Raw genomic sequence first — 26021 nt, 5'->3', positions numbered from 1 at the left:
CAAGCAAATGAAGGGTATGGCAAGATGAATGAGAATATTCCCGTTGTTATCCTTTGTGGAGGTCAGGGCACACGGCTCCGCGAAGAAACCGAGTTCAAACCCAAACCCTTGGTTAAGGTCGGCGGACGCCCTATCCTATGGCACATCATGAAGATCTACTCTCATTATGGCTTCAAACGCTTTATCCTTTGCCTTGGATATAAAGGGGAACTGATCAAAGAATACTTCTATCACTACCAAATCATGAATAGCGATGTGACGATCACCCTGGGGGCGAATGGTGCATACAAGGTTCATAATAGCTATGATGAATGTGACTGGAAGATCACCCTCTGCAACACAGGCGACAATGCCCAAAAAGGGGCAAGGCTGAAAAAGATTGAGAAGTATATCGATGCGGATCAATTCATGGTGACCTACGGAGACGGGGTCGCTGACATCGATATTGCAAATCTTTTGGACTTTCACCGACGCCATGGAAAAATTGCTACGGTCACGGGTGTCCGCCCCAAATTTTTGAGATTCGGCGAACTCAGTATCGAGGAAGACCAGGTCACCCGTTTTGCTGAAAAACCAAAATACGCGGGCAACTATATGAATGGCGGCTTTTTTGTTTTCGAAAAGGCTCTTTTCGATTACTTGGAAGACCAGGATGATTGTGACTTGGAGACGCAAGCGTTGGAAGAAATAAGCAGGAATGGGCAATTGATGGTTTACAAGCATGACAGGTTCTGGGCTTGCATGGACACTATAAGGGACGCAGAATATTTAAATATGCTATGGAACAATAAACAGGCGGAATGGAATATTTGGCAAGCATACTTTTAAATATCGGACGATGTACCTTCAAAGTTCAAAAAATCAATATATCTACGGGTGAAAAATGATTGTTTCAGATTTTATAGCCGATTTTTTATATAAGCAGGGCGTAAAACACGTTTATGAATTAATAGGCGGTATGATCACTCGCTTAGTGGATTCGATTCACCGCCAAGGTAAGATAGAGCTAATAAGTGTCCACCACGAACAAGCGGCCGCCTTTGCTGCTGAGGCTGAGGGACGCCTTACCGGAATTCCCGGAGTCGCAATGGCAACCAGTGGTCCCGGTGCGACTAATTTATTGACCGGCATTGCTAGTTGTTATTTTGATTCTATTCCAGCTATTTTTATCACAGGCCAGGTAAATCGTAGCGAGATTAAGAACGATCGGCAAATACGACAACTCGGTTTCCAAGAGTTGGATATCGTCTCTATGGCAAAGCCAGTAACAAAAGGTGTTTTTCAAATCATTGACCCCTGCGAAGTACCGAACGTTTTTCATCAAGCGTTCTTCTTGGCTAAGTCTGGTCGCCCGGGTCCGGTTTTAATCGATATTCCGATGGATGTTCAGGGTTCAAATATAAATGTTGAGAGTGCAGGATTGCGAACGGATGAGGCATTAGTAGAGCCGAGGTATGATCTGCTTGATCAAATCCTGAATAGCATGAGACTTGCCCAAAGGCCAATGATCTTAGCAGGAGGAGGGGTTCGTTCTGCTCAAGCAACGGAATTGGTGCGTCGATTTGTTGATATAGTTAAAATGCCTCTTGTAAATTCCCTGCTGGGAATGGACATTCTCCCGTATCAACATCCGTTGCGAGTCGGGCTCATCGGCACCTATGGCAACCGATATGCAAATTTAGCAGTAGGAAAATCAGATCTGCTATTGGTTTTGGGTAGCCGTCTCGATATCAGGCAAACAGGATCCGACGTTCTTTTTTTTAAAGGGGACCGAACCATTTACCATGTCGATATTGAAGTAGGCGAGATAAATAATCGGGTTAAAGGTTGTCACCCGGTCTTATCACATCTGGTTTCGTTTCTTTCTTCCATAATTGATCTTGCTTCAAAAATGGAATGGAAAAAACCAAGAAAATGGATAGCTGAAATTGCGGATCTGCGTGAAAAATGGCCAGATATTGCGGAAGCCCAAGGGGTGAAGGGTATTAACCCTAATTTGGTAATGCATGAATTGTCCCGCTATTCCAAGGAGGCGTCTGCATATTTGGTGGATGTCGGCAATCATCAAATGTGGGCAGCTCAATCGTTGGAATTGCTCGAACACCAGAGGTTTCTCACTACAGGGGGTATGGGGGCAATGGGTTTTGCCCTTCCTGCTGCTGTAGGGGCAAGCCTTGCAACCGGTAAGCCCGTTGTGATGATCGCCGGAGATGGCGGAATGCAGTTGAATATCCAAGAGCTTGAAACGATTTCCAATCATAAGCTCGCGATCAAAATGGTGATATTCAATAATCGTTCGCTGGGTATGGTACGGCAGTTCCAACAAAGCTACTTTGCTGAGCGTTACCCTTCGACATATTGGGGCTATTCGTCACCCGATTTTGCTGACGTGGCAAATGCCTATCACATTAGAAGTCAGTCCGTAATGGATTCCCAATCTCTCCCTTCAGCCCTCGAAAAGATGTGGGAAAATCCGCAAGCTCCTTTCTTGTTACAGGTATTCGTTGATGTATCTGTAAACGTCTATCCGAAGATTGCCTTCGGGCATCCGCTGACCGAGATGGAGCCTTTTGTGAAACCGTCGGAGATGGAAGGCACATAATGCGGGATGCGGCCAATTTTTCGTGCAAGGCGCGGTATGCGTTTTGATTCATACGATTGTTCAACAAGATATTGAATTTGTATTCAAGATGGTTGGCCAGGATCTTAACCGCCTGCAAGGGAAACGAGTGTTGATTACGGGCGGAACGGGTTTCATCGGTACCTGGCTTTTAGAAACGCTCTCCTGGCTAAATGCGAATTCAAATCAACCTTGTAGAGTTTATGTCCCAAGTCGAAACCCCAAGGCGTTTGCACAGAAAGTACCCCATCTGGCCTCAAGCCCAGAGATCGTTTTTTTGACGGGAGACATTGTCGATTTTGAGTATCCGGATGGTGAATGCGATTTTATCATTCATGCAGCTGCGCCAGGCGAACCGAGAGTGCTGAAAAATGATCCACTCACCGTTGCAGAGACCATCGTCATGGGAACGCGCCGTACGCTAGAACTGGCAACGAAAAAAAATGTAGAGGGGTTTTTGTTTCTCAGTTCTGGGGCAGTATATGGGGTTCAACCACCGGAGCTGGAAAGAATCCCTGAGGATTATCATGGTGCCCCAGATATTACCAACGTCCGCTCTGCGTATGGTGAAGCTAAGCGATACGCAGAAATGCTTTGCAATCTCTATCGCCAAAGGTATGACCTTCCTATCCATATCGCACGGCCTTTTACCTTTGTTGGGCCTTACCAGGACCTGAATGGGGGATTTGCAGTTACGGACTTTCTGAGGGATGCTCTGTTAGGCGGACCCATAACGATACAAGGCGACGGAACAACGGTCAGGTCATATTGCTATGCCGCAGATTTGACCATCATGCTGTGGAAAATCCTCCTTCAGGGACCTGTAGGTTGTGTTTATAATGTGGGGTCCGATGAACCGGTTTCCACTCTGGAATTGGCTAATAAAGTTGCCTCGTTTATGGATAGTCGCGTCGAGGTGCGTATTAATTCAAAGCCGAAATTAGAATACAAGGCATCCCGCTATTTGCCTGATATCAGTCGCGGGAAGTCTGAATTAGGCATCAGTGCCAATACTGACATCGACAAGGCCATTGAACGAACGCTATCATGGATCAGGTAGCGTTTTGTAATAAAAAGCACGTAAAGTATTCAATGCGATAGGAGTGTTTTCTAAAATATACCAATGAAAACTATAAGCATTGTCACCCCGTGTTATAATGAGGCAGAAAATGTGCGAGAGCTCCATGAACGTATCGCGGCGGTAATGTTGTCGCTGGAAAAATACTCCTATGAACATATCTTTATCGATAATGCATCGACGGATCACACGGTTGATATTCTGAAAGAAATAGCTGTCCATGACCAAAGGGTGAAGATCATTGTCAATGCTAGAAATTTCGGTCACATCCGCTCTCCGTATTATGCTCTTCTCCAGGCCCAGGGAGATGCCGTAATCAGCATTGTCGCTGATTTTCAGGACCCTCCAGACATGATACCGGAATTTATACGAAAATGGGAAGAGGGGTATAAAATCGTTGTCGGCGTAAAAAGACAAAGTGAGGAGTCCCCTCTCTTTTTTGCGGTGCGAAAGCTCTACTACAACCTTATAGGCAAGCTCTCGGAAATCAAGCTTATCAAGAATTTTACTGGGTTCGGACTTTACGATCGGAAGGTCATCGAAATCTTGCGTAAAATCGACGACCCGTATCCCTATTTCAGGGGCCTCATTTGCGATATTGGTTTTGAACGGGCGGAAATCCCTTTTGTTCAGCCTGTCAGAAAGAGGGGCTTTACCAAAAACAACTTCTACACCCTGTACGATATCGCCATGCTTGGCATCACAAACCACTCAAAGATCCCGCTGCGCTTGGCAACGATGACGGGGTTTGGTGTGGCGATTCTCAGCCTGATGGTGGCCTTTGGATACTTTTTATATAAAATCCTTTTCTGGAGCAGTTTTAACCTTGGGATTGGGCCTTTAGTGATTGGGTTATTTTTTTTCAGCTCAGTCCAATTGTTTTTTATCGGCATTATTGGAGAATACCTTGGGTCTATCCATACCCAGGTCTTGAAGAGGCCCCTCGTTGTGGAAAAGGAGCGCATCAATTTTGACTCCTGTGATGCTGAAGGGGATTTCATTAGAGAGGATGGACAGAATCCACATCGTGCTTAGGTCCCCGGCTTTCTCTTTCCTGCATAACTCACTTGGCAAGCATCGGGTAAAGGCGAAATTTGTTCTTGTCGGCATCTGGAATACCGTGTTTGGGTATGGTGTTTTTTGCTTTTTAGACACATTGTTTTCGCAGATACTGACAGGCAGACATTTTGCCTATATGTCCGCAATGGTTTTGGGGCAGATAATAGCTGTCATTAATGCCTATGTGTTCCACAAGTTGATCACGTTCAGGTCAGACGCGAAGGGAAGGGCCATCATCAGGGAGTTTTGCAGATTTTCCTCAGCTTATGCTGTCACCTTCTGCCTGAGCGTGGTCTTGCTTTTTGCCTTCGTTGAAATTGCCCAGATTCCCCCTAAACTATCAGCGGCAATGATTATCCTCATTTGCACGATCATCAGCTATCTGAGCCACTCGCGTTTTTCGTTTAAAAGCATATCCTTGAAATGAATGTTTACATAAGCAAAGACCAAGAATGGTTTTGCCAAATGAGAAATATATTAGAGAAGAAATTAATGTCATATTGGACAATATTTATTCTTTATTGTATTTTTTCAATCGTGACAATTGAGAATTATCAATTGCCTTGGGGGGATGAAATCTTTTTTGTTGACATGGCGCAGAACTACCTCACGACAGGCAAGCTTATAAATTTCGCTTTTTTCCCGGAATCACCTGTTGAAATAAAATATTATGGGCCAGTATTTTTTTGGCTAAATTCAAAATTATTCGCTACTTTTGGTTTTAATATCTGGACGGGAAGAATTTTAAATTTGTTTTCAGGGCTAATAATTATAGTTATTTCACTAAAAATACTTGAACATCTGGAGATAAAAAAGCGCTATATCTATTTGTTTTTGTTGTTGATAATGACAGACCCCAATTTTAACTTTATATTACACTCTGGTCGAATGGATTTTGTTGCTACTATGCTTTTTATGGTTGCCGTTTATATGTACATGTTTATTGAAATCAAGAGCCGATATAAATATTTTTTATGTGGTGCTTTGATCGCATTAGGCGCTTTAACTACATCAAGATTGTTTTTGCTGTTACCGTTCTTAATTTTTTATCCACTTTTTGGAGAAACAAAAGCTGAGAAAAAGAAAATCTTTATGAGTCTGGTCTTTGTATTTGCTGGGATGATTGTTATCTATTTTACTTGGATAGCTTACGAGTTTAAAGATCTAAATGATTTCAGAAATTGTTTTTTAATCAAAACAGGTTTAGACAACAATGAATCGAATGTTTTCAATATTTTTATGCTATCTGGGGATTGGTTTAATAAATTATTCAGAAATTCTTATTTGTTCATACCAAGATATATTATATTTTACGGGGCGGTTATCTACCTCATTGTGAAAAAAAATATTGAAAATCGGAAAAACCTAATTTTCTTCACGTTGGTTTCACTTAGTCTTATTGTATTGGTAAGAGAAATTGCTTCCGAGGCGTATATCGCCATGGTAAAACCGTTAATATATATTATAATTGTTTATATGACTTATGATATTTTTGTAAAAACGAAAAGGTGGAAAATTTACAAATATGGAGTGATTGCCTTATTGATTATTGTTCTATCAATACATTGTGTTTCGATGTCTGACAAACTCATAAAAATATGGGTTACTCAAAATGAGCTAAATAATGCGGGAATTGAGAAAATGATTAAAATGACTATTCCAGATGGATCGTTAGTTATGGCAGATCCACGTTATTTTTATGAATGCAAAGCAATAAATTGTAAATTTATAGCTGAAAAAAAGGATATATCTAAAATTGCCCCTGAATATATTATTACAAAAAACGAAGAATTCAATAATATAAAATACGATCTAATTTCAGATTTCGCGTACCTGAAATGGAAACCTAAAAGCGATATAGATATTCTACAAAAGCTTTTAGATCTTACAAGCACACGAAGTAGCTACTCTACAAATGCCTATATTTTTAAACGTATTTCTTAACACGCGCGATTGAATCATTGGAGCTTGGAATTTATATAGAAAAATATTTATTTTAAGCGTTGAGCTGAATCCTTGAACGTTTAATGCAGCGCAGGGGATCAACGGTCTGAGTGGTTGTAATGCTTTAAATGGGAAAAATCTTGACATGGGGTGTTATAGAATCTGCCTGGGTACTTTGAATGTTTCTTCCCGATTGTTTATTGAGCTCCGTTTTTCAGCATTGTTCTGCAGCCGATAGATGTTGGGGATGGTCATCTCGAATGTCATTTCTATTTTGAATGCCTACATATTTCATAAATTCATAACCTTCAAATCGTATGTGAAAGGTATTGGTTTGGCAGGCGAATTTTTCAGATTTTCAGCGACCTATCTGCTTACATTCTGCTTCAGCTTAGGTATGCTCCCCTTGTTTGTTCTGGTGATGGGTATTGATCCAAAAATCGCCGGCGCCATGGTTATCCTTTTCTGTACAGGGATAAGTTATGTGCCGTATTCCAGATTCTCATTCAGTCACAAGCACCGGTCATATTGATATCGAAAGGCATTCAAGTGACATCTTCAAGACAAATGAATTATCTAAAAATAGGAATTCTTTTATTTTTGTTGATGTTGACGTTTTATTATTCTGTAAGTGAAAAGGTCACAAAGAATAATGGTTTTGGCTGGGATGGTGATTATTATGCGTATTTAGTATCTAATATATATAATGACCTTTTTTCACAAAAAATTGACAACTATTACATCAGAAGAATTCTGCCTCCGCTATTAGTTTCTTTGCCTACAAAATTCTTCGATATTCCGATCACGCGCGACTATATTGTCTATGCATTCGTCACCGCTAATCTCCTATGTATTTTCGTTTCGGTTATCTTGTGGCTAAAGATATGTAAAATGTTTCAAATGAGCACTACCAGAACAACAGTCAGCCTTATTTTATTGTTCGGTTTCTATTGGATTGTTAAGGGTGCCGCTTTTTATCCGGTCTTGACGGATATTTTTGCATTTTGCGGTGCTATTGCGATGCTTTACTGCTATCTGACGAGCAGGACTTTTTGGCTTGCATTTGTCGTGGTGCTCAACTTTTTTGTGTGGCCGAGTACAGTCTATATGGGAACATTTTTGCTCATGTTCCCGAAAGAATCTTCATTCACGATTGCGCCGAATTTTGTTCATAAAATGTCTCGGTTCTTATGCATTTGCATATTGGCTGGTTTTGGCGGATTATATAGCATTCTCATGCTTTATCAAAACTATCCGACTATCCAATTCAGCCTGTTATCTCTGCTATCCAAAGTTATCGGTTCTGTCCTTGCCATGGTCTACATTTATCTGTGTATTGTTTATGTCATGGAAAATTTTAAAGGACCATCGAAATTATTTAGAATCTACAATACAAAACTGAGATATCTTATAATATGTGTTTTTATAATTGGTGGCTGCCTGATGCTGCAGTATTATTTGGCTCCCATTAAAGTGGAAACCGGACTTACTGCATTGGGCCTAGTACGTGGTAGCATTCTTAAGCCGCTGGTTTTTCTTGTCAGCGATATCACTTATTATGGTGCAGGTGCAGTTTTGTGTATCGTGTTTTTCAAGCCGATGCTAAAAAGAATATTCGATTTAGGATTGGGTGCCTATTTAACGGTAGTGTTCAGCCTGGTACTCAATATGTATCCAGAGCCTCGTTTTATCCTGACCGGATTCCCTCTTTTTGTCTTAGGGATTAGCTTATGCGGACATTTTGATCGCTTAAGCAGTAAGCAATGGGGCTTGCTCATCGGCACGCAAATCCTTTTCTCCAAAATCTGGCTGCCAATCGGGGCTGCTGTGGAAGACTGGGAGAATCTCATTGGCTTTCCCGCACAGTTCTATTTTTTGAATTTCGGTCCGTGGATGGCTAAGTCATCATATTTCATACAGCTTTTCCTTGCAGTGATAATTGTAATGCTGTTCTATCATATATTTCATTTACCTTCAGGAAGTTGTAGCCGCATAGAGATGAGGGATATGCCCTTTTCGAATAAATTGCCTACAGAAAATAATACAACACCGCTTTGATACTATCTGGCTGTGCAGCTTTTGGGGTAAAGCAAATGTTGACTGAATTTGTTTATTGAACTTTCCGAAATGCTTTAATGTGTTTATTGTGCAGCCAGGCGTGAAAAAAGAGAACTCATTTATTTTCGAGCCAACAACCACTCGTCGTGACGAGTTACCGTGAAATTCTGAAATCTACCTCCATGATCGGCGGCTCCTCGCTGATAAACATGGGGATCGGAATGGTCAGGACCAAATTCGTGGCGTTGCTGCTGGGGCCGTCAGGAATGGGTCTGATGGGTGTCTACACGGCTATCAGCGGTATGGTCGGCACCATTTCCAGTATGGGTATTGGCACCAGCGGCGTCCGTGAGATCGCCGAGGCCCATGGCAGCGGCGACCAAGATCGGATTGCCCGCACCGTCAAGACCCTGCGCCGCACTGTCTGGGTGACCGGACTTCTCGGCATGCTGATCATGATGCTGGGGTCCACGCTCCTTTCCAGTGCCACCTTCGGCTCAACCGAACATGCCCTCTCCATCGCGCTGATTGGAATCACGATTCTTTTGGGCAACATCACCGCCGGCCAATCCTGTCTTCTCCAGGGAACCCGCCGGATCAAGGATCTGGCCAAAGTCAGCGTCATCGGCGCCTTGAACGGCACGGCCATCAGCATCCCATGCTATTATTTCTGGGGAAAAGCCGGTATTGTCCCAAGCCTTCTCCTTACCGCTGCGGCTGCCTTGGGTACGTCCTGGTGGTACGCCCGCCGGGTTTCTGTGAAACCAATCGAGCTGTCTTGGCGGGAGAGCCGGGAAGATGCCGGCCGTCTTCTCCGGCTGGGAATTCCACTCATGCTGGCCGGCCTGATGACCGCTCTCTCCGGGTATGTCATTCGGATTCTGCTTATCCGCCAGGTAGGTTTGGAAGGGGTGGGAATTTACCTCGCGGCGTTCACCTTTTCCGAAATCGTGGTCAATTTTGTTTTGCAGGCAATGGGAACAGACTATTACCCGCGCCTGACCGGACTGGCACACGACGACAAGCTTGTAAATGAATCCGTCAATTCCCAGACAGAAATCTCCCTTCTGCTGGCCGTTCCGGGTCTGGCTGCCACCATCGTCTTCGCGCCCCTGGTCATCACGATTTTTTACTCGGGCAAATTCGATGCGGCGGTGGATATTCTGCGCTGGTCCGTTTACGGCATCTTCGGACGGATCGTCTCATGGCCCCTGGGCTTCATTATGCTGGCCAAAGGCATGGGAAAAACCTTTTTTTGCTCGGAGACCATCGCCAATCTGCTCCACATCGCAGCGATCTGGGGCTGCACCAAACTGTGGGACCTATCCGGCGCCGGCATTGCTTTCTTGCTCCTGTATGCCATCTATACACCCTTTGTGTGCACCATCGGCTATGCAGTCGCCCGCGTGACGTGGAACCGGGTCAATCAGCTGCACATCCTCGCTTTTGGAACAGTTTTGGCCGTTGTCGGATTAATCAACGTCATGATAGCCAGTATATGGTATCAGTACGTCGTTAATTCAATCATCTTATCACTAGTGAGTCTGTACTGTTTTTGGAGGTTGTCAAAGAAATCAGGCGTTGCCATAGGTTCCTTGTTTGGAAACCGAAAAAAATGCCGATGGCATATGACTGACAAACAGTATGATTTGACTGATGTTCTCCGCGTAGGGAAAAATAGGTAAAAAAAACACTTAACCTATGTTTTTATTATAGCCAGTGCCCATCCGAAAAACGTAATTTATTGATAAGACTTAAAAAAAGCGCATTTTAAGGTGGATAATTTCTTAGATTTTGTTGGTATAGCGTTATTCAAACATTTGAAATAACGACAACAAATAAGAAAAGGCCACCAAGAAATGCGCAAAAAATATCAGCAGCAGATGCCCTAGATGGATTCCGGCGTTAACCATCCGCATGCCGAAGATTACGAGCGGATAAGTGCCATCCTTGATGATCTTTCGCTTGGCATCAGGGCATAAAAGCACCATCTGCCCAGATTGAGGAACCCAATGAGATCCAGGCCAAAGTGATGGCCGCCTTTGGGTATGAACAATAGCTGACGGTTAGGTTCTACAACTCCGACTCGAGTTTACAAATAAGAAATTAAAAAAAGAACCAAGCCTTTGTTATCGCAGTAAAAAATAGCTACTGCTTTTGTAGGACCCTACCGTCCTGGATCACGAAGCCGAGAGCATCCAGAACAGCGATTTGCTGAGATGTGGGCTCTTCCAACCTCCGTCCGGGTTTCTTCGTGCCGGGAAGCCAGAAGAGGGCCGTCCGCAAATCACGGAGATGGCGCACCGCCTCTGCGGCGGACATCTTGAGTCCATGGGCGCGAAGCGAGCGCTCCAGAAGCGTGAGGTAGACCAGAGCGGCAATGCAAACAAAGGCATGGATCCGTATCTTGGAATCGGTCCAATGGTATTGGGGCATAAATGCGATTTGAAAGGGATGTTTTGTCTTACGGAACTGGTTCTCGATGAGATGCCGATCTCTGTAGGCCAAGTATACCTCCTGGGCAGTCCACGTATGGTGGTCCGTGACCAGGATGCTTTTTGCCATTCTTTTGATCGTGGCGTCCACCTGGTAACGGTTGAGTTCAAAGCCCATGGCAGGAAGAGAATCCTCCGTGAAGAAGCTCAGGTTGAACAGTGCCGGGCTCAGGTGCAGTGATGCACATATTTTCTCGTACCGCTCCCTGATCGCCTCCGGAGAGCGGGAGTGGGGATGCCCCTCTCTATAAGCCCGGCGCAGCGTGAAAAGGTCTTCGCGAAGGCGGTTGAGTTTCTCCTTCAGATCATAGCGTTTCTTTCGAAAGGTCCTCGGATTGAAGGTCATGACGACCTTGCGCTCGCGGCCCCAGAAAGACGCGGTCGTTTCATGGTACAGGATCTGGTCTTTCGCCTGCCCCGCTGCCAGAAGCCTGTCGTTCACTTCGCAGGGCAGGAGCCGGAACTGCGAAAGAGGAACGGCGGCCAATTCCGGCGCAAAATACGGGGAATAGGATGTGATGAAGTGCAGTTTTTCGTCCCCGTCAATGCGTTGGACGGCTTCCTCGGCGTTCATCCCTTTGTCGAAGATCAAGGTGATGTCTCCCGATGCCGTCCCGGCAGCTCTGAGGCGGGCGACGATCTCGTCGAGATGGAGGCGGAAAAACCGCGAATCGTGCTGGTTGCCTGGATAGAGAGAAGCGTAAACGGGCATGGAACTCGACCGTTCCGTGATAAGCGCCAGCCCTACCTGTCGTAAATAGTGCTTCCCGGCTTTGTTGTGTCCCCGCTTGGCGAGCGTGGAAGGGGTGCGGGAACTCAGGTAGGTATAGTAATTTGTGGTGTCGAAAAGGAAGTGTTCTTCCTCGCCGTGGGAAAGCGTGCGGACCTTGGTGAAAAACCGGTCCATGATGCGGGTAAGCTCATGCTCACCGATACGATCCCAGTGGTTCCAGAAGTTTTGGGCGGTGAGGGCATCGAGGTTTACAGGACGGATCTGCTGAATATCGGTGACGCCATACCATTCGGACATCCTGCGTTTGCTCATGGGGGCAATGGCGCGATTGATGACGGCATAAAGCATCAACTCTCCGGTGGAAGGTCCCTGCCTCTTCCTTTTTGCAGGGACGGCGTCGTCGACAATGCCGGCGAGGTTCAAAGGCTTGTCGATTTCAAGCAGGGCAAAAAGCGATCCGAACTCTTTGGAGGAAATCCGGCTGGGGAACCCACTCTCTTTGGCCATAAAGACGGAAAGGATTTTGTCGGCAGAGCCGAGATACACCTGGTTGACAACGGTAGGTTTGCCATCGATGCGTTGGGTCTCACGCACGTAGTAGTAGGCGTTGCCTTTCTTGATTTTCTTGTGGAGGTGCGCCATGACACCCACTATATACAGTAGGGTCCTACATGTCAAGAGAAAATATCCCTGATGGTTATATATGCTGCATTTGAGAAGGCAATTTTTCGGCATACAGTAGGGTCCTACAGATAAACACCAGCTAACATATTGATATCACAAATAATCAGGCGGTTTCTGTTCGCTTATTTGTAAAGTCGAGTCCGAGACTTAATTGTCTTGTAATTAATACGAGTAAACCCCCGGCTTTGCCGGGGAGACACACAAAGTTTGACAATTCCGGGAATATACGAAAGCCTCCAAGATTGTGAACCGGTCAAAGATCACTTTCAAGGAGGCTTTCGATGAACAACGTTCAAAGCTTAAACCATACGGCATGGGATTGCAAGTATCACCTGGTTTGGATTCCGAAGTACCGAAAAAAGATTCTTTACGGGGAGTTACGGAAATATTTGGGAGACGTGCTACGTGAATTGGCATCGCACAAAGAGAGCAAAATCCACGAAGGACATCTGCGAGGCGACCATGTCCACATGCTGATATCAATTCCGCCAAAATATGCTTTCTCCCAAATCGTCGGTTATCTGAAGGGGAAAAGCGCAATTCACGTTGCTCGCCAATATATGGGAAGGCAGAAGAATTTCACTGGTCTTCACTTTTGGGCAAGAGGCTACTACGTCTCTACAGCCTGTCACGATGAAGAGGTGATCCGGCAATACATCAAAAGACACGAAGAAATCGACAAAAAACTCGACCAGCTAGGTTTGTTCAAATAGCAGCCACCTTCAGGTGGCCCCCGATTTTATTTACCGCTTTGAGCGGTTCACAAATTCAAGCCTCCGGCTTTGCCGGAGGTCATGACTACAGAATATTGGAACTTCATTCAGCTTCAAACTCTGAAACTCCTGTCAAAAAGATCTTTAAGCTTTCGCCGCTTATCGTAGCCTTTTGCGATATAGAGCAAAATTTGGAAGGAAGCTTGTAGATGGAATATAAATTTCGCTAAAAAGCGCAAAACACAAAGACTGTCAGGTATAACTGTGGGAAAAGGGCTACCGCTTATTTCATTGGTAATTATTTCTTATAATCAGGAAAAGTATATACAAGAGGCTGTTGAAAGTGCTTTTGCACAAGATTATTGTAATCTTGAAATCATAATTTCTGACGATCATTCACAAGACGATACGTGGGGATTAATCACTCGATCCGCTAAAAGATATAGTGGCGATCATCAAATTATTCTGAATAGGAACCAACATAATCTCGGGATTGTACTGAATCTGCAGAAAGCTGTTTCTCTTTCTTCAGGCGAATGGATTGTTTGTCAGGCTGGGGATGATGTTTCGCTTCGTCATAGAGTTTCGAGCATTCAGTCCAAGATAAGCGAAACAAAGGGTGTTTTCGCAATTGGGACTGCATGTAGGATTGTTGATTCGCAGGGGAAAAGTATAGGCTTTCGCGGCTACAAACTAGGCCATCTGCCGAATATACGTTCAACCATTTTAATTGGCGCAACCGCTGCTTATCATAGGGACTGTTTCACGTTATTTCCTTCGCTCAATGCAACACAAATCTCAGAGGATCTAATCCTCCCTTTTCGGGCATTGCTATTAGGAAAAGTTGTGATTACAAATATAGTTGTCTTACTGTATAGGGTGCATGAAAAGAATGTTTCAAGTGATTCTAGGTCATACGAAGAAATTTTGAAAAAATGGGCTTATTTTGAAAATAGAAATCCAGATGCTTATATGCAAAGGATAAGGGATATCAACGCTGCTTCCCACATACCACTTTGTACTAGAAGTAATCTTGTACAGTTACAACGTACGTTTATTGATGAAGCTGCGGAAGCTAAAAAGCGGATAGAGAAACTCATAAGATTTTATGAGTTAAAGGGGCTTTTTAGATTACGTTATATTTTAAAACTTGAGTTAAACATTAGCTTTTTCCACTCATTTGTTTTCAAATGTAAATTTGTGTTACGGCAATCAAATTTAATTTGGCGTCTTTATTCTAAAATGCGGTTTAATGTTTTGCAATTCAATTGTTATACAGCGCCCGACTCTGCTTCAAATGTCATAAAACTGGAGGATTATAAAATATTTACCTGAAACCGGGTGACTGTTTATTGGAGTCTCACGGATTCAGGATCAAGATATCGCTTCACATCTAATGCAAAAAACGGTTTGTGAAAAATTTTCTTTAGATGTGGTTGTCAACAGGCTGCTTAATTCAAAAACTAATCCGAGAATAACCGATATAATTATTTTATGCCAAATCGTTGGATTGCAAATTTTAAATATTGAGATAATAAAAAATCGACAGGCATGGCTAGCAAGTAGATGAGAAATGAAAACAGATATAAGCAATATCAAGAGAGTATTTCACATTTTTTTATATTTACCATTTTTGGTTCCCTGGTTGCTTACCAACAAGCGTTCTCTGATTCAAAGGGACTTAGCGCGATGGCCAAAAATATTTATGTGGGATTCATTAATAGCGGATTTTCTGTATTCAATGCGCAATCCTGTTTATCGCGCTGTTTTTTTCCATAGAATAAAATGTGGCAATGTTTCTGCAAGATTAATCGGTAGAATGATAAGTTGGTTTTATAAGCCTCCGCAATCGCTTCAGATTTTTACACGAGAGATTGGACCTGGTCTTTTTATCGAACATGGAATCTGTACCATTATTGCCGCAAAAAGAATTGGTTCGGATGCCTGGATCAATCAGGGCGTCACTATCGGGTGGAAAGATAAAAATGGGCCGCCGGTGATTGGGAATAATGTGAGAGTGGGGGCCGGCGCCAAAATACTGGGGAACGTCGTTGTCGGGGACAACGTCCAAGTGGGTGCCAACGCCGTAGTGGTAAAGGATGTCCCCCCCGATACAACCGTGGTAGGGGTGCCTGCCAGAATTGTGCGGCGGAATGGTAAAAGAGTTTTGGAAGATTTGGTATGAATAAAATTCAAAGGGCAACTGAGTATGTTCCTGTTTCCGTCATTATCCCCGCCTTAAATGTCGAAGCCTGCCTTGCCCGTGCGGTGTCAAGCGTCCTGGAGCAACTCCCGCCGCCGTTTCAGGTGATCGTTCTAAACGACGGTTCTACGGACAAAACGGCTGAAGTGGCGCGAGGTTTTCGTGAGCGTATCCGCTACCTGGAACAAACCAACCAAGGGGCGGCCGCGGCCCGGAATGTCGGGCTAGCTGCGGCAACAGGCAAATATGTGGCTTTCCTTGATTCTGATGATTATTGGCAGCCCGGCTTTGTTGAAAAAACCATCAATTTTATGGAAGCGCACCCCTAATTGGTGGCTGGCAACACGGGTTACGGGAAGAGAGACTGGGATGGAAACGATTATTATTGCCCCGTTCTGGATAAAGAAGATTTTGCATTTTATGGCATTGAAGGAGCTGTGTGCCCGAGTTTTTATGAGTTCTGGACGAAATACCGTTCGGTGCTTACTGAATCAGTGATGATGCGTACGGCCATTGCAAGTATCACCTGGTTTGGATTCCGAAGTACCGGAAAATTTTTCTTTACGGGGAGTTGCTGAAATATTTGTGAGATGTGCTGCGTGAATTGGCGTCGCGCTAGGAGAGCAAAATCCACGAAGGACATCTGCGAGGCGACCATGTTCACATGCTGATATCAATTCCGCCAAAATATGCTGTCTCCCCAATCGTCGGTTATTTGAAGGGGAAAAGGGCAACAACGTTGCTCGGCAATATATTGGAAGGTCACAACTGTCCAAATTAGGCGGGGATTCAAACTCCACTCCCTGAAAACATTTGGATTCTAGACCGGATTTGGCGGATTTGGAAATTAGGTTGTACTTTCAACATGGATGCTGTCCCGATTATAAAAGCGCGAAAGCCAGCTGTTCATGGTCTGGGCCGAGGTGAGATGTCCCCCACGGCTCGTAAGATTTCGATAGGTAAAGAGGTTCATCTTGAGCAGCGCCACCAGGTTGGAAATGGACCAGGCGAAGATGGCTCCTAATTGAAGATGTTTGAGAATCAGCATGGCGATCAGTGCTGTCCAAATCTGGGTCTTCAAAGCGTTGGCAGAGGTCCCGACAAAGGTTTTGATCTTCAGGTTCTGTTTCAACAGCTTGAAAAAGATCTCTATCTGCCACCTGTCTTTGTAAATGGCAGGGATGGTGACCGGCGAAAGCCGCATGTGGTTCGTGACGAACTCGAAGGTTTCGTTCCGTTCCTCGTCATGCCATAGGATCCTGCGCAGATATTCAGGACAGGCTTCCTCAGCCTTCTTGCTGATAAGGTGAATGATGTCATCGGCTAGGACACGGGTATCTTTCGGACAGGGTCTACGCTCGCAAACCTCGAACTGGGCGTTTTTCTTGGCCCTGGTAACGAAGAAAACCCCTTGCTGGCACCACTTGCCCCACAACCGATAGTCGTTGTAGCCCCGGTCGTCCACAACGATAGTCCCCGGATCAAACCGGATTTGATGCGCTATCTTCACATCGGAGACGTTTCCGTTGGTAATCACCCCAAATGAAGGGAGATATCCGTCGTGATCCAAAACCAGGTGCAGTTTCACTGCTCCCTTCGTCCGCCGAAACTTGGCCCAATCAAAAACCTTTACGCACAGGTCGATGGTCGTGGAATCAAGGCTCATCAGCTTATTTTTGAACCGAAATTTTCGCTTGAATCCGGCTGCCTGGACCCGGCACCTCTCCAACAGGTTGAAAAAGACTGTCTGGTAAAGCTCCCAAGGACGATGCTCATTGGCATAAGCCAGGCTGGAGCGACTCGGCGCGCGAATTCCCAGATGGACCAGCTTTCCTTCGCAGGTTGCAAGACCGCCGCAGATTTCGCGCAGGCTATGGGCGCGCCCCAACTGGCAGAAAAGCATCGCGACAAATTGTCCCCAGCACGTAAACCCCCTGGCATGCCGTTCCGCCCGAGTCTCTTTCACCGCCGCCTCAAATTCCGCCCGCGGAAAAAGTTGCAGCAACTGGCTAAATATGCTACCGAACCTGTTCATGGGTATCAGCCTCCTCTTGGTGTGTTTGTTTTTCCCAAAATCCTTATACACCAAAGAGGCTATACCCAGAAACCTCGATCACCTTCCCGACTCCACCTTGCGCTTCACCTCCGCCCTAAACGCCCGCAATTCCTAATTTGGACAAGAGTGAGGGCGGGTAAGGTTTTAAGGCATGAAGAAGCTAACCCAAATTGCATTGAAAAGGTCCAGGGTTGAGGAAAAGGGGCCCTGCGGCGACCGGGTCACCCACAGGGCTTGCAGCGGTCGAGCCTCCAGGCCCCGAGGTTGTCGCGAGAAAACGGCGCCGCAATTTTACAGCCAAATACAAACTGCGTATTCTTGCAGAGGTCGACAGGTGCTCGAAGCGGGAGAAGTGGCCTCCTTGCTTCGCCGTGTACGGACCCATACGCACGGTGGTGTGGGAGGGCGAAGGCCGTGAGGCCTTCCCCTATCCCGATTTGTTTTGTTTGTGTAGCATTATATGGGAAAGCCGATGAATGAGAATGAAGCATTGAATAAAATGATTAGGCTGCAGAAGAACGCAGAGCGACTAATGGAGTTTCCGTCGCGTTTTGTTACTCCAAAGTCAATTGATAATTGGAGACATACCCGTATGCTTGCGTTGGCAAATCCTTTACTTAAGGCTTCCCCGTTTGACGTTTGGATGACTGTAGGGGATGGGCGGTATGGATCTGATTCAGCATATCTTCTTGCATTTGGAATGACTGCAATTGCGAGCAGTTTAACTGATGATACCCTTAAAATTGCTTATGAAAAAGGGTGGATAACTGAGTATAGGGTTGAGAACGCTGAGTGTCTATCTTTGAAAAATGATTCAGTAGATTGGATACTTTGCAAAGAAAGCTACCATCATTTTCCACGTCCACCTGTTGCATTTTATGAAATGCTCCGTGTTGCTGCTAAAGGTATATTTCTTATAGAGCCAATCGACGAAAGGAGAGTTTTAAATATTTTTAAAAGTCTTATTAAAAAGCTTCTTAGAGGACGTGGAGACATTGATTTTGAGCCCAGTGGAAACTATCTATACCGTGTCAGCATCAAAGAAATTATAAAGATGCATTTAGGTTTAGGAGGAAGACTTCTTGCGTTTAAGAAGCTGAATGATTTCTATCACGAAAAACTGTCAAACATGCCAGCAGACAGTCGAAATCTTTTTTTTATAATGACGAAACTTGGCATCTCTCTGCAAAATGGGCTTTGTCGGTTGGGTCTTCTTGGGTTTGGCCTAGGTGGGATAATTGTTTTCAAAAAAGAGCCGGAAGAGTCCTTAATCCAAGGTCTGCGAGAAGAAGGATATGAAATTCTATATTTGCCAAAGAATCCATATTTTTGATATTGCTGATGGATATGTTTTGTGATTGTTATCTTGGATAGGCGATATTGGTATCGTCACTTTGGGTATTGCTTGTGTAGCCCATCATATCAAAACTCCTACGCTGGGCAAAATATCGATACAAGATATTCCAGCGGGCAGCCGAGAAGAAATTGAGGGCGGATCGAAGGCAAAATCCAAAGCTGTTTGCGCACTCCGAACTGTTGAGTAAGCTGGAAGGGTACTCAGACGCCATATGACGCGAGAGTGTCACATCCAGTGCTGTGTGGAACTGATTAGTAAGTCTTGAAAAACGAACACGATCTACAGATGCTAGCGCTGAGATTTCTGGCGAATGTGGTCTTGAGTGTGCAACCGAGCTGTTTTTCAATGTTTCTCATATTTCTTTGTGCGAACATCAGATCTCTATAAGTTGCTCGAGAAAGGACTAACTGTGCTTATTATAGAAGTTGGTTGTGTGCGCAGTGCCGAATATGAATGAAAATCTGTCCAAAGAGTTGTGTTGCAAACTAAGCGGCGTCTCTGTCATCATTCCCGCCTATAACGTCGAAAGCTGCCTATCCCGAGCCGTTCTTAGCGCCCTGAATCAGGATCCGCCGCCTTTGGAGGTGATTGTTAGCAATGACGGATCAACGGACAAAACGGCTGAAGTAGCCCAGAGCTTTGGAGATCGTATCCGATACCTGGAACAAGCAAACCTCGGCCCTGCGGCTGCCCGCAATTCTGGTTTAGCTGTCGCAAAGGGTGAATATGTGGCTTTCCTCGATGCGGACGATTACTGGCTCCCTGGATTTATTAGAGCCACGACTCAATTTATGGAGGTCAACCCTGAAGCTGTAGCAGTGAGCACGGGGTGGCAGATTCAGCCCCTAAAAGGTGCAGCAATAAGTTTTCCTCCACCTGGAAGACAACCTGATATTCCCTGCAAGCCCTGCATGCTGGAAAATTTTTTTGATTTCTGGGCCCGCTATGATCACATCCGTACCGGGACGGCACTGATAAGACGTTCCAAACTGGGGAGCGACGGTATTCAACGAACCGATCTTCGCATCTGTGAGGATCTTGAGTTCTGGGCTTTTCTGGCTACGAAAGGTCCGTGGGGTTTTATTCCTGAAGCCTATTGGTTCGGCGATTCGGCCAGGGAAGCTGCCCGTGAGGGTTGGTTAAAAAGGTATATAACCCGCGGAAAATTTTGTCCCACGGTGCAAATGTGGCAAGTACGGGTCTTGCCGAATATAAAAGAGGATGTCTTGCCGTCCTTTAAAAGGATACGGGGAAAAGTTGCCGCAAGCTATGTCCACAATATGGTTCTTGCGGGGCGGCATAAAGAAGCAAGAGAAACGTTTGAAGCATATGCCAAGGAAATACCTAGGACATGGATAACCCGCTTGATGTTCGCAGGGTATCGGCTTGGCTCGTTCGGTTGGGCCAGTTCGTGTGGTTTTTTGATGTTAAGGGAATATCAAAAAGCGATTTTGTTGGCCGTCGGGCAAAAACTGTCAACCGTAAAAAGGTAAAATGCGAATAACCTACGTTTGCCGGTCCTTCCTCGACTACCGGGTGCCTGTGTTTGAGGCACTTGATGAGTTGGTTGAGGGGAGGTTGAGCGTGGTTTTTTCGGATAAAATCCCTGAGCGGGTTATACAGCGGGCGCGTAACATATTGGGCGAGCGGGCTGTGGGCCTTGCAGGGGAGCGTGCCTTGGGCTTTCACGGCAACATATCCAGCGAGTTTTCCAACACCCGACTGCGCATTCCTTGGCAACCGGGCATCCTGAAAGAGATTAGGAAATCCAAGCCTCATGTGTTAATCGGCGACGGCTTCTCCCAATGGACCCTGGCTGCACTGGTTTATCGGATAGTAGAAGGTATTCCCCTGGTAGTGTGCTATGAACGTACGACGCATACAGAACGTAATGCCCAGGTGTACCGTAGGATATTTCGAAAAGCGGTTATAGCCTTTGTTGATGCCATGTGTGTCAACGGCAGTCTGTCAAAGGAGTATGCGCAATCATTGGGCATGTCTGCAGACAGGATTACCATTGGTCACATGGTGGCTGATGTCAAAGAACTGCCTGAGAAGCATAAGAATCTTCAGCTGGACCAGGTATCGGCGCTTCGTCAAAGCCTGGGCATTCCATTGGATGCAGTGGTCTTCCTGTCGGTTTCCAAACTCATCAAACGCAAAGGAATAGCGGAGTTTTTGGATGGATGGAAACGATTTGCCTGGTCAGATAATGTGAAGCCTCACCTGCTGGTTGTGGGCGATGGACCTGAATGTCGGAATCTGGAGGCGATCTGCCGCGAGGCAAACTTGCGTAATGTCACTTTTGCTGGGGCGATTGATTATAGCCATATTCATCAGTACTATGGGCTTGCGGATGTTTTCGTGATTTCAACGCTGGAGGACAACTGGAGTTTGGTTGTGCCGGAGGCGATGGCCTGCGGACTGCCGATCATGTGTTCTAGATACAATGGCTGCTGGCCGGAACTGGTCACGCCTGAAAACGGGTGGGTGTTTGATCCGTTGGATTCAATGGATACGGTTTCCTGCCTTGAAAAATGTCTGGCAGGGCGCGATAGGCTCCCGGAAATGGGCAGAAAGTCGTTTGAGATCGTGCAAAACCATACACCGGACCATGCGGCCAAGGCGATCCTAAATGCCTGCAGGATCGCACTTAAAAGGTAAATAATGAGATCACTATTACAATTGATTTTTCCCCGATATTGGCCGCTTGAAGAAGAGTTCAAAAAGCGCGAATCATTTATGAGTTTATCCAAGACCGATCGAGATTATATAAGGTTACGAAAACTTAACGAGCGGTGGCTAAAAGCTCAGAATAACTCAAAGTATTATCAACGTATAAAAAAGAAGCATAATTTACCTGAAACATTCTCTTCTATAGAAGAATATATTTCATTGATGCCAATAACGACCAAAAATGCGGTTTCAAGACATCCAAAACATTTTTTGTTGAATGGGCACGCACGAGGGAAATGGATGTCGACCGGGGGATCCACTGGCATTCCAACCAGGGTATATTGGAAACTCAAAGGACATCTGGAAAGCTTGAGGGATCAGTATTGGGCGCGCATGTGGTGGGGAGTTGATCCTTTCGATAAGCAGGCGATGATTTGGGGGCATTCCCATACATTTGGCCATGGAATGATAGGAACTTATCATAGGCTTATGGTCCCAATTACCGATAAAGCGCGACGGAGGATGAGACTAAGCGCATACCAAATAGACGAATCATCGTTGCGAAGATACTATGATAAGATTGACGCGTTTCAACCAGCATCTTTATATGCGTATTCATCTGCAGCATTCCTGCTTGCGATGGCCAACTCAGATCGCCCCCCCTTGGGAAAGACCCTTAAAGCGGCGTTTTTAGCAGCTGAGCCCATATTGCCACAACATAGAAAAATAATTGACCAAATTTTAAGATGTCCGGCAGTGGGCGAATATGGAAGTATTGAATGTGGAATGATTGCGTATGAACATCCTTCGGGAGGTTATCATATTTTCGAGAATTCCGTTTTAGTAGACACTTCCAAGAATCCCTCAGGTGGATATGACTTGATCGTTACGCAACTAAGGGATAGCCATTTTCCTCTATTTCGATATCAAATTGGAGATATGACGGCTAAAGAAATAGAGCGCGGGAATAATGGTCGCGAAATTCTTGGAGAAATAAAAGGTCGGACCCACGATTTTTTGCGAACACCTTCTGGAAGATTCTGCCACGGAGAAATGATTACACACTGCATAGAACAACTAAGCGATATATTGATTTTTAATGTTCATCAGAGGCGCGATTTCCGAATAATCATAACTATCACAACAAATGACAGCAAACCATTATCATTGAAAAAGGAAAATTGGTTAAAAACGTCTATCCGTACCACATTGTGTGAATCAATTTCTATCGATTTAGACTACAAACCAGAATTGAGCCGATCTATAGCGGGCAAGCATAGGTGGATAACGACCGAGTTCGAGCAATGACTTAGAATTTATTGTGCTGCATTTTTTCAAAAATTAAATTTTTCTCCTAGAGAAGTATTCTGATATCATGTATGCAACTATGAGTGATGCATATAAGAAACCGCTGACCCATTCTAACGCCACTGAGCGAGTTGATAAATCCGCTGCCTATTGGAATCAATTGAAAGGGGCGTTACCTATATGGTTGTGCATTTGGGGGCTTGCCTTTCGGAGGATGGTGCTGCGCCGCGGAAGGTCCGCGGAAAATTTCGCGACCGTCGATTCATTTGCGCTTGTAGATATAATTTTAGTTGGGATAATGACGATCCTGGTGCTGAAAAAGCTTGCAAAAGGAAATCCCTCTATCAGGAGATTTTTCCCTGTCAGCGGTGAATTCCTAGTCGCGATGTATTGTTTAGGCATTGTAAGTATGATTTGGTCGCCAATGCCAAGTTACAGCGGGTATAGAGCGTATGAAGTATTAATAAGCATCTTTGCAATCTATGTATCGCTATCTTGTTTCAGCCAAAAAAATCTTGAAAAGGGCGCCTTGACTCTTGCCGTTGGTGCGCTGTTTATATTTTATGGTGGCAGGTGGTTGGAAACGGGCGTTTCATCAATCGCCGGACTTCATGTTGATGCTGCAAGTGCCGCCATGATTTTCGCTTATTGCTTCGGTGAGTTGCTTACTTCTCCCGATGAGGAACGAAAAAGGGTGCTTAGGAGGCTGGCCGTATTATCACTTGGCATTTTGGTAATATCGACCAGTTCAAGCAGCAACATCGGGGCGGCTTTTGGGGTTCTGACTGCCATCTTCAGCAAAAGAAATCGATTTCTGGCCTTTTCGCTCCTGTTATTTCTTGCTTTAGTTAGTTTCATGATGATTTCGGGCGCAGATGATTTGCAAAGCGCCATGTTACAGATTTTCTTTCCTGGCAAGAATTATGAAGGGGTCATGAGCGGGACTGGGCGAGTCAGCGTTTTTAAATATTACTGGCCTCTTGTCTTTGATCATCCTTGGTTTGGTTATGGTTTTGGTATAGCGACTCGCACCCTCGGTTTTTACGCAAATACCGCGCACAACATATTCTTGGATATCCTTCTCGCTATTGGTTTCGTTGGCTTTACACTGTTTTTTTTGTTCTTTTTTAATTTTATTTTTGAAAATATTAAGGCGACCAAAATCAGAATGAGAAGCGCGCTTGGCTGCAGGGCAATGTTTGCAGCTGGATTGGTAAATTGCCTCGGATCTCCTTTTATTGGTAATTTTTGGGCAGTCCCAATTATCGTTTTTTCGAGTTTTTTGGCGCTTCACCATTTTTCCTATTACCAGCAAACCACCAAGAAAATTTGATACGTCAGTTCTGATGCATGGATGGCGTGCATAATAAAAATACTAAGTCTTTCAAAGTTTTTCTGGAGATGAACCGACTGACCGTTCTAAGTTCGTTTCCGCAGAATTGTATTTTTTCATTGGGCAAAATTGCTTATAAATATAAGTTTATTATCCTCTTCATAATTGTCTTGGCACTTGTAATAGGCCAAATTTATAACCAACGTTGGCAAGGCGACTTTTGGCAACATTCTGCTGTTGTATCGGCATTGTCTGACAATTTCGTTGATCCAGGGCATCCGAGACTAAATATCAATACTCCTTATGAAATGTATTCTCCCTATTTGCTCCTCCTGGCTTTTTTGGCTCGGGGATTAGCGATACATCCAATCATAGTTTTATCATTTTTTGCGGTTCTAAATCTTGTGTTCTGGTTTTATGCGATGCGATTTTTTGTTACCAGGATCAGCACTGCAAAAGATACGCCCTTTTATGCCATCTTATTTACGTTGGTTATGTGGGGTCCACATCCGTGGATGTGGAGCGGATTTCTGCATTTAAAAGCCATTGGAAATGTTATACCCTATCCTTCAGCATTTTCCATCGCTTGTACGCTCATTGTCTGGGGATGGGCGATCACCCTCGAAGGGAAGAATAAGTGGGTAAAGATTTTTTCTATGGCTGTTATTTCGGGAATAGTGCTCTTATCCAACCCTCAAACAGGGATGGGCCTTGTGGCGGGCCTGGGAGCGATTGCTCTCAGTCGGTTTGCCAATGGATGCCTGATGCCAGCGTTGCTGATATGCGGGGCAGTGGTTGGCGGTTTTGGATTGGCACAGCTATGGCCTTATTATCCCTTTTTTGATGTTGTTGCCCCAGGAAAGTCTGTAAGTTATCATCTTGGCAATTATTGGATGTACCACAATGTTTTATTAGGAATGGGGCCGGCGCTTTTGGGATTGCCTTTAATTATCTCTAGATTGCGTTATAATCGATATGATCCAATAGGCTACATGGCTGTAGTGTTTTCAATTATATATGTTTATGGATATATTACTAAGAATTATGGATATGGTAGAATTATTGTTCAGATAATGTTCATTCTTCATTTTGTCCTTGGGGAATGGTTTGCCCGGGCAATTGAAATGACTACGTCTGGAAAGTTGATGCGGTTTAGAACTGCCATGATTTTCAAATTCACTAGGGCGGTCATAATTGCCATGAGCCTGTATTTTCTTGCGTTAGGAATTTATAGGTTTCATCCTGGAAGGGATAGCACCTATGAATCCCTCACGTTTCTTAAAGATTATGTGTCATCTCAAGATGTTGTCATTACAGGGTTGGACAATGCGGATATGGTCCCCTCCTTTGGAGGGAAGGTCATAGCGACTTCGACTAACGAATCATTCGTAAGTGATATTAAAGCCCGCTGTGATGAAATCCGAGAGTTTTTTGATGTCAAAACAGAATTGCATGCGCGGGAGCTATTAATCAAAAGGCACAAAGCCAGATTTATTTTGCTAAGTAAAACGAATCCTGATTTGACTGAGAATTTAAAAAATGAGTTAAGGTTATTTGGAATAACTGTATATAGAAGTAATGATCACGAACTTATATCGATCGCATCAGAAATTTTCTAAAGCCTTGATGAAGCGATTTTAGAGCATAAAAATTCCTTTTGAATTTGGTGCGGTACCGACGTATATGGTTAACTGACGCAAAACC

22 protein-coding genes and 1 pseudogene are annotated in these 26021 nt (G+C 44.6%); 21 read left to right on the top strand and 2 right to left on the bottom strand.

All coding sequences use genetic code 11. The features are described 5' to 3' along the window. The first annotated feature begins 24 nt into the window (after positions 1 to 24). The 9 genes from rfbF to ACZ500_RS08700 all read left to right on the top strand — a co-directional run bounded on the left by rfbF (position 25) and on the right by ACZ500_RS08700 (position 10444). Positions 25 to 828, top strand: coding sequence for a glucose-1-phosphate cytidylyltransferase (gene rfbF / locus ACZ500_RS08740; protein ID WP_464232121.1), 804 nt, complete (start codon positions 25 to 27; stop codon positions 826 to 828). Positions 829 to 883: 55 nt separating this feature from the next. Beyond that, positions 884 to 2602 carry a thiamine pyrophosphate-binding protein gene (locus ACZ500_RS08735; protein ID WP_464232120.1) on the top strand — a complete coding sequence of 573 codons (1719 nt, stop codon included), beginning with the start codon at positions 884 to 886 and terminating at the stop codon, positions 2600 to 2602. 43 nt (positions 2603 to 2645) lie between these two features. After that, the gene (locus ACZ500_RS08730) at positions 2646 to 3680 is read left to right on the top strand and encodes an NAD-dependent epimerase/dehydratase family protein (RefSeq protein ID WP_464232119.1); all 1035 of its coding nucleotides are present in this window, start codon (positions 2646 to 2648) and stop codon (positions 3678 to 3680) included. 63 nt (positions 3681 to 3743) lie between these two features. Continuing rightward, positions 3744 to 4733 (top strand): glycosyltransferase family 2 protein, encoded by a 990-nt coding sequence (locus ACZ500_RS08725; RefSeq protein ID WP_464232118.1) that lies wholly within the window; start codon positions 3744 to 3746, stop codon positions 4731 to 4733. Beyond that, the gene (locus ACZ500_RS08720; protein WP_464232117.1) at positions 4708 to 5184 is read left to right on the top strand and encodes a GtrA family protein; all 477 of its coding nucleotides are present in this window, start codon (positions 4708 to 4710) and stop codon (positions 5182 to 5184) included. The genes ACZ500_RS08725 and ACZ500_RS08720 overlap by 26 nt, the downstream gene beginning before the upstream one ends. Next, positions 5181 to 6701, top strand: coding sequence for an ArnT family glycosyltransferase (locus ACZ500_RS08715; protein WP_464232116.1), 1521 nt, complete (start codon positions 5181 to 5183; stop codon positions 6699 to 6701). Before ACZ500_RS08720 ends, ACZ500_RS08715 begins: the two co-directional genes overlap by 4 nt. Before the next feature lie 238 nt (positions 6702 to 6939). Then, on the top strand, positions 6940 to 7233 hold the full coding sequence (locus ACZ500_RS08710) for a GtrA family protein (RefSeq protein WP_464232115.1): 294 nt from the start codon (positions 6940 to 6942) through the stop codon (positions 7231 to 7233). Positions 7234 to 7268: 35 nt separating this feature from the next. Continuing rightward, complete coding sequence (locus ACZ500_RS08705; protein ID WP_464232114.1) at positions 7269 to 8759, top strand: hypothetical protein; 1491 nt, start codon at positions 7269 to 7271, stop codon at positions 8757 to 8759. Positions 8760 to 8980: 221 nt separating this feature from the next. Continuing rightward, positions 8981 to 10444 carry an O-antigen translocase gene (locus ACZ500_RS08700; RefSeq protein ID WP_464232113.1) on the top strand — a complete coding sequence of 488 codons (1464 nt, stop codon included), beginning with the start codon at positions 8981 to 8983 and terminating at the stop codon, positions 10442 to 10444. 463 nt (positions 10445 to 10907) lie between these two features. On the opposite strand, the gene ACZ500_RS08695 is transcribed toward ACZ500_RS08700, so the two are convergent. Continuing rightward, a complete protein-coding gene (locus ACZ500_RS08695; RefSeq protein ID WP_464232112.1) occupies positions 10908 to 12665 on the bottom strand; it encodes an IS1634 family transposase in 1758 nt (585 codons plus the stop codon). A 287-nt stretch (positions 12666 to 12952) separates the two neighbouring features. Here ACZ500_RS08695 and tnpA (ACZ500_RS08690) point away from each other — a divergent pair, with 287 nt between their 5' ends. From tnpA (ACZ500_RS08690) to tnpA (ACZ500_RS08665), 6 genes and pseudogenes are all read left to right on the top strand, one after another. Continuing rightward, a complete protein-coding gene (tnpA, locus tag ACZ500_RS08690) occupies positions 12953 to 13384 on the top strand; it encodes an IS200/IS605 family transposase (RefSeq protein ID WP_464232111.1) in 432 nt (143 codons plus the stop codon). 264 nt (positions 13385 to 13648) lie between these two features. After that, positions 13649 to 14719 (top strand): glycosyltransferase, encoded by a 1071-nt coding sequence (locus ACZ500_RS08685; protein WP_464232110.1) that lies wholly within the window; start codon positions 13649 to 13651, stop codon positions 14717 to 14719. Between the two features lie 238 nt (positions 14720 to 14957). Further along, positions 14958 to 15569, top strand: a complete 612-nt coding sequence (locus ACZ500_RS08680) for a serine O-acetyltransferase (protein WP_464232109.1) — start codon at positions 14958 to 14960, stop codon at positions 15567 to 15569. Continuing rightward, a complete protein-coding gene (locus ACZ500_RS08675; RefSeq protein ID WP_464232108.1) occupies positions 15566 to 15916 on the top strand; it encodes a glycosyltransferase family 2 protein in 351 nt (116 codons plus the stop codon). The genes ACZ500_RS08680 and ACZ500_RS08675 overlap by 4 nt, the downstream gene beginning before the upstream one ends. Then, complete coding sequence (locus tag ACZ500_RS08670) at positions 15917 to 16165, top strand: hypothetical protein (RefSeq protein ID WP_464232107.1); 249 nt, start codon at positions 15917 to 15919, stop codon at positions 16163 to 16165. Continuing rightward, positions 16078 to 16320 (top strand): annotated as a pseudogene (gene tnpA / locus ACZ500_RS08665) (IS200/IS605 family transposase); the annotation flags it as partial. The gene ACZ500_RS08670 and the pseudogene tnpA (ACZ500_RS08665), both read left to right, overlap by 88 nt. Positions 16321 to 16434: 114 nt before the next feature. On the opposite strand, the gene ACZ500_RS08660 reads toward tnpA (ACZ500_RS08665), so the two are convergent. After that, positions 16435 to 17622, bottom strand: coding sequence for an IS4 family transposase (locus tag ACZ500_RS08660; RefSeq protein WP_464232106.1), 1188 nt, complete (start codon positions 17620 to 17622; stop codon positions 16435 to 16437). Positions 17623 to 18115: 493 nt separating this feature from the next. Between ACZ500_RS08660 and ACZ500_RS08655 the strand changes: the two genes are divergently transcribed. From ACZ500_RS08655 to ACZ500_RS08630, 6 genes are all read left to right on the top strand, one after another. After that, positions 18116 to 18976: a class I SAM-dependent methyltransferase gene (locus ACZ500_RS08655; RefSeq protein WP_464232105.1), complete on the top strand. Its 861-nt coding sequence runs from the start codon at positions 18116 to 18118 to the stop codon at positions 18974 to 18976. A 473-nt stretch (positions 18977 to 19449) separates the two neighbouring features. Then, on the top strand, positions 19450 to 20493 hold the full coding sequence (locus ACZ500_RS08650) for a glycosyltransferase family 2 protein (RefSeq protein ID WP_464232104.1): 1044 nt from the start codon (positions 19450 to 19452) through the stop codon (positions 20491 to 20493). 49 nt (positions 20494 to 20542) lie between these two features. Then, positions 20543 to 21664: a glycosyltransferase family 4 protein gene (locus ACZ500_RS08645; protein ID WP_464232103.1), complete on the top strand. Its 1122-nt coding sequence runs from the start codon at positions 20543 to 20545 to the stop codon at positions 21662 to 21664. A 3-nt stretch (positions 21665 to 21667) separates the two neighbouring features. Beyond that, the gene (locus ACZ500_RS08640) at positions 21668 to 22984 is read left to right on the top strand and encodes a phenylacetate--CoA ligase family protein (protein WP_464232102.1); all 1317 of its coding nucleotides are present in this window, start codon (positions 21668 to 21670) and stop codon (positions 22982 to 22984) included. Between the two features lie 79 nt (positions 22985 to 23063). Beyond that, the gene (locus ACZ500_RS08635; protein ID WP_464232101.1) at positions 23064 to 24317 is read left to right on the top strand and encodes an O-antigen ligase family protein; all 1254 of its coding nucleotides are present in this window, start codon (positions 23064 to 23066) and stop codon (positions 24315 to 24317) included. Positions 24318 to 24334: 17 nt separating this feature from the next. After that, positions 24335 to 25936 carry a hypothetical protein gene (locus tag ACZ500_RS08630; RefSeq protein ID WP_464232100.1) on the top strand — a complete coding sequence of 534 codons (1602 nt, stop codon included), beginning with the start codon at positions 24335 to 24337 and terminating at the stop codon, positions 25934 to 25936. The last annotated feature ends 85 nt before the right edge of the window (positions 25937 to 26021 follow it).

This window comes from Desulfatiglans parachlorophenolica (genome assembly GCF_055394735.1).
Note: the sequence above shows the minus strand (reverse complement) of the source record. Positions and strands in the feature narration are given on the sequence as shown.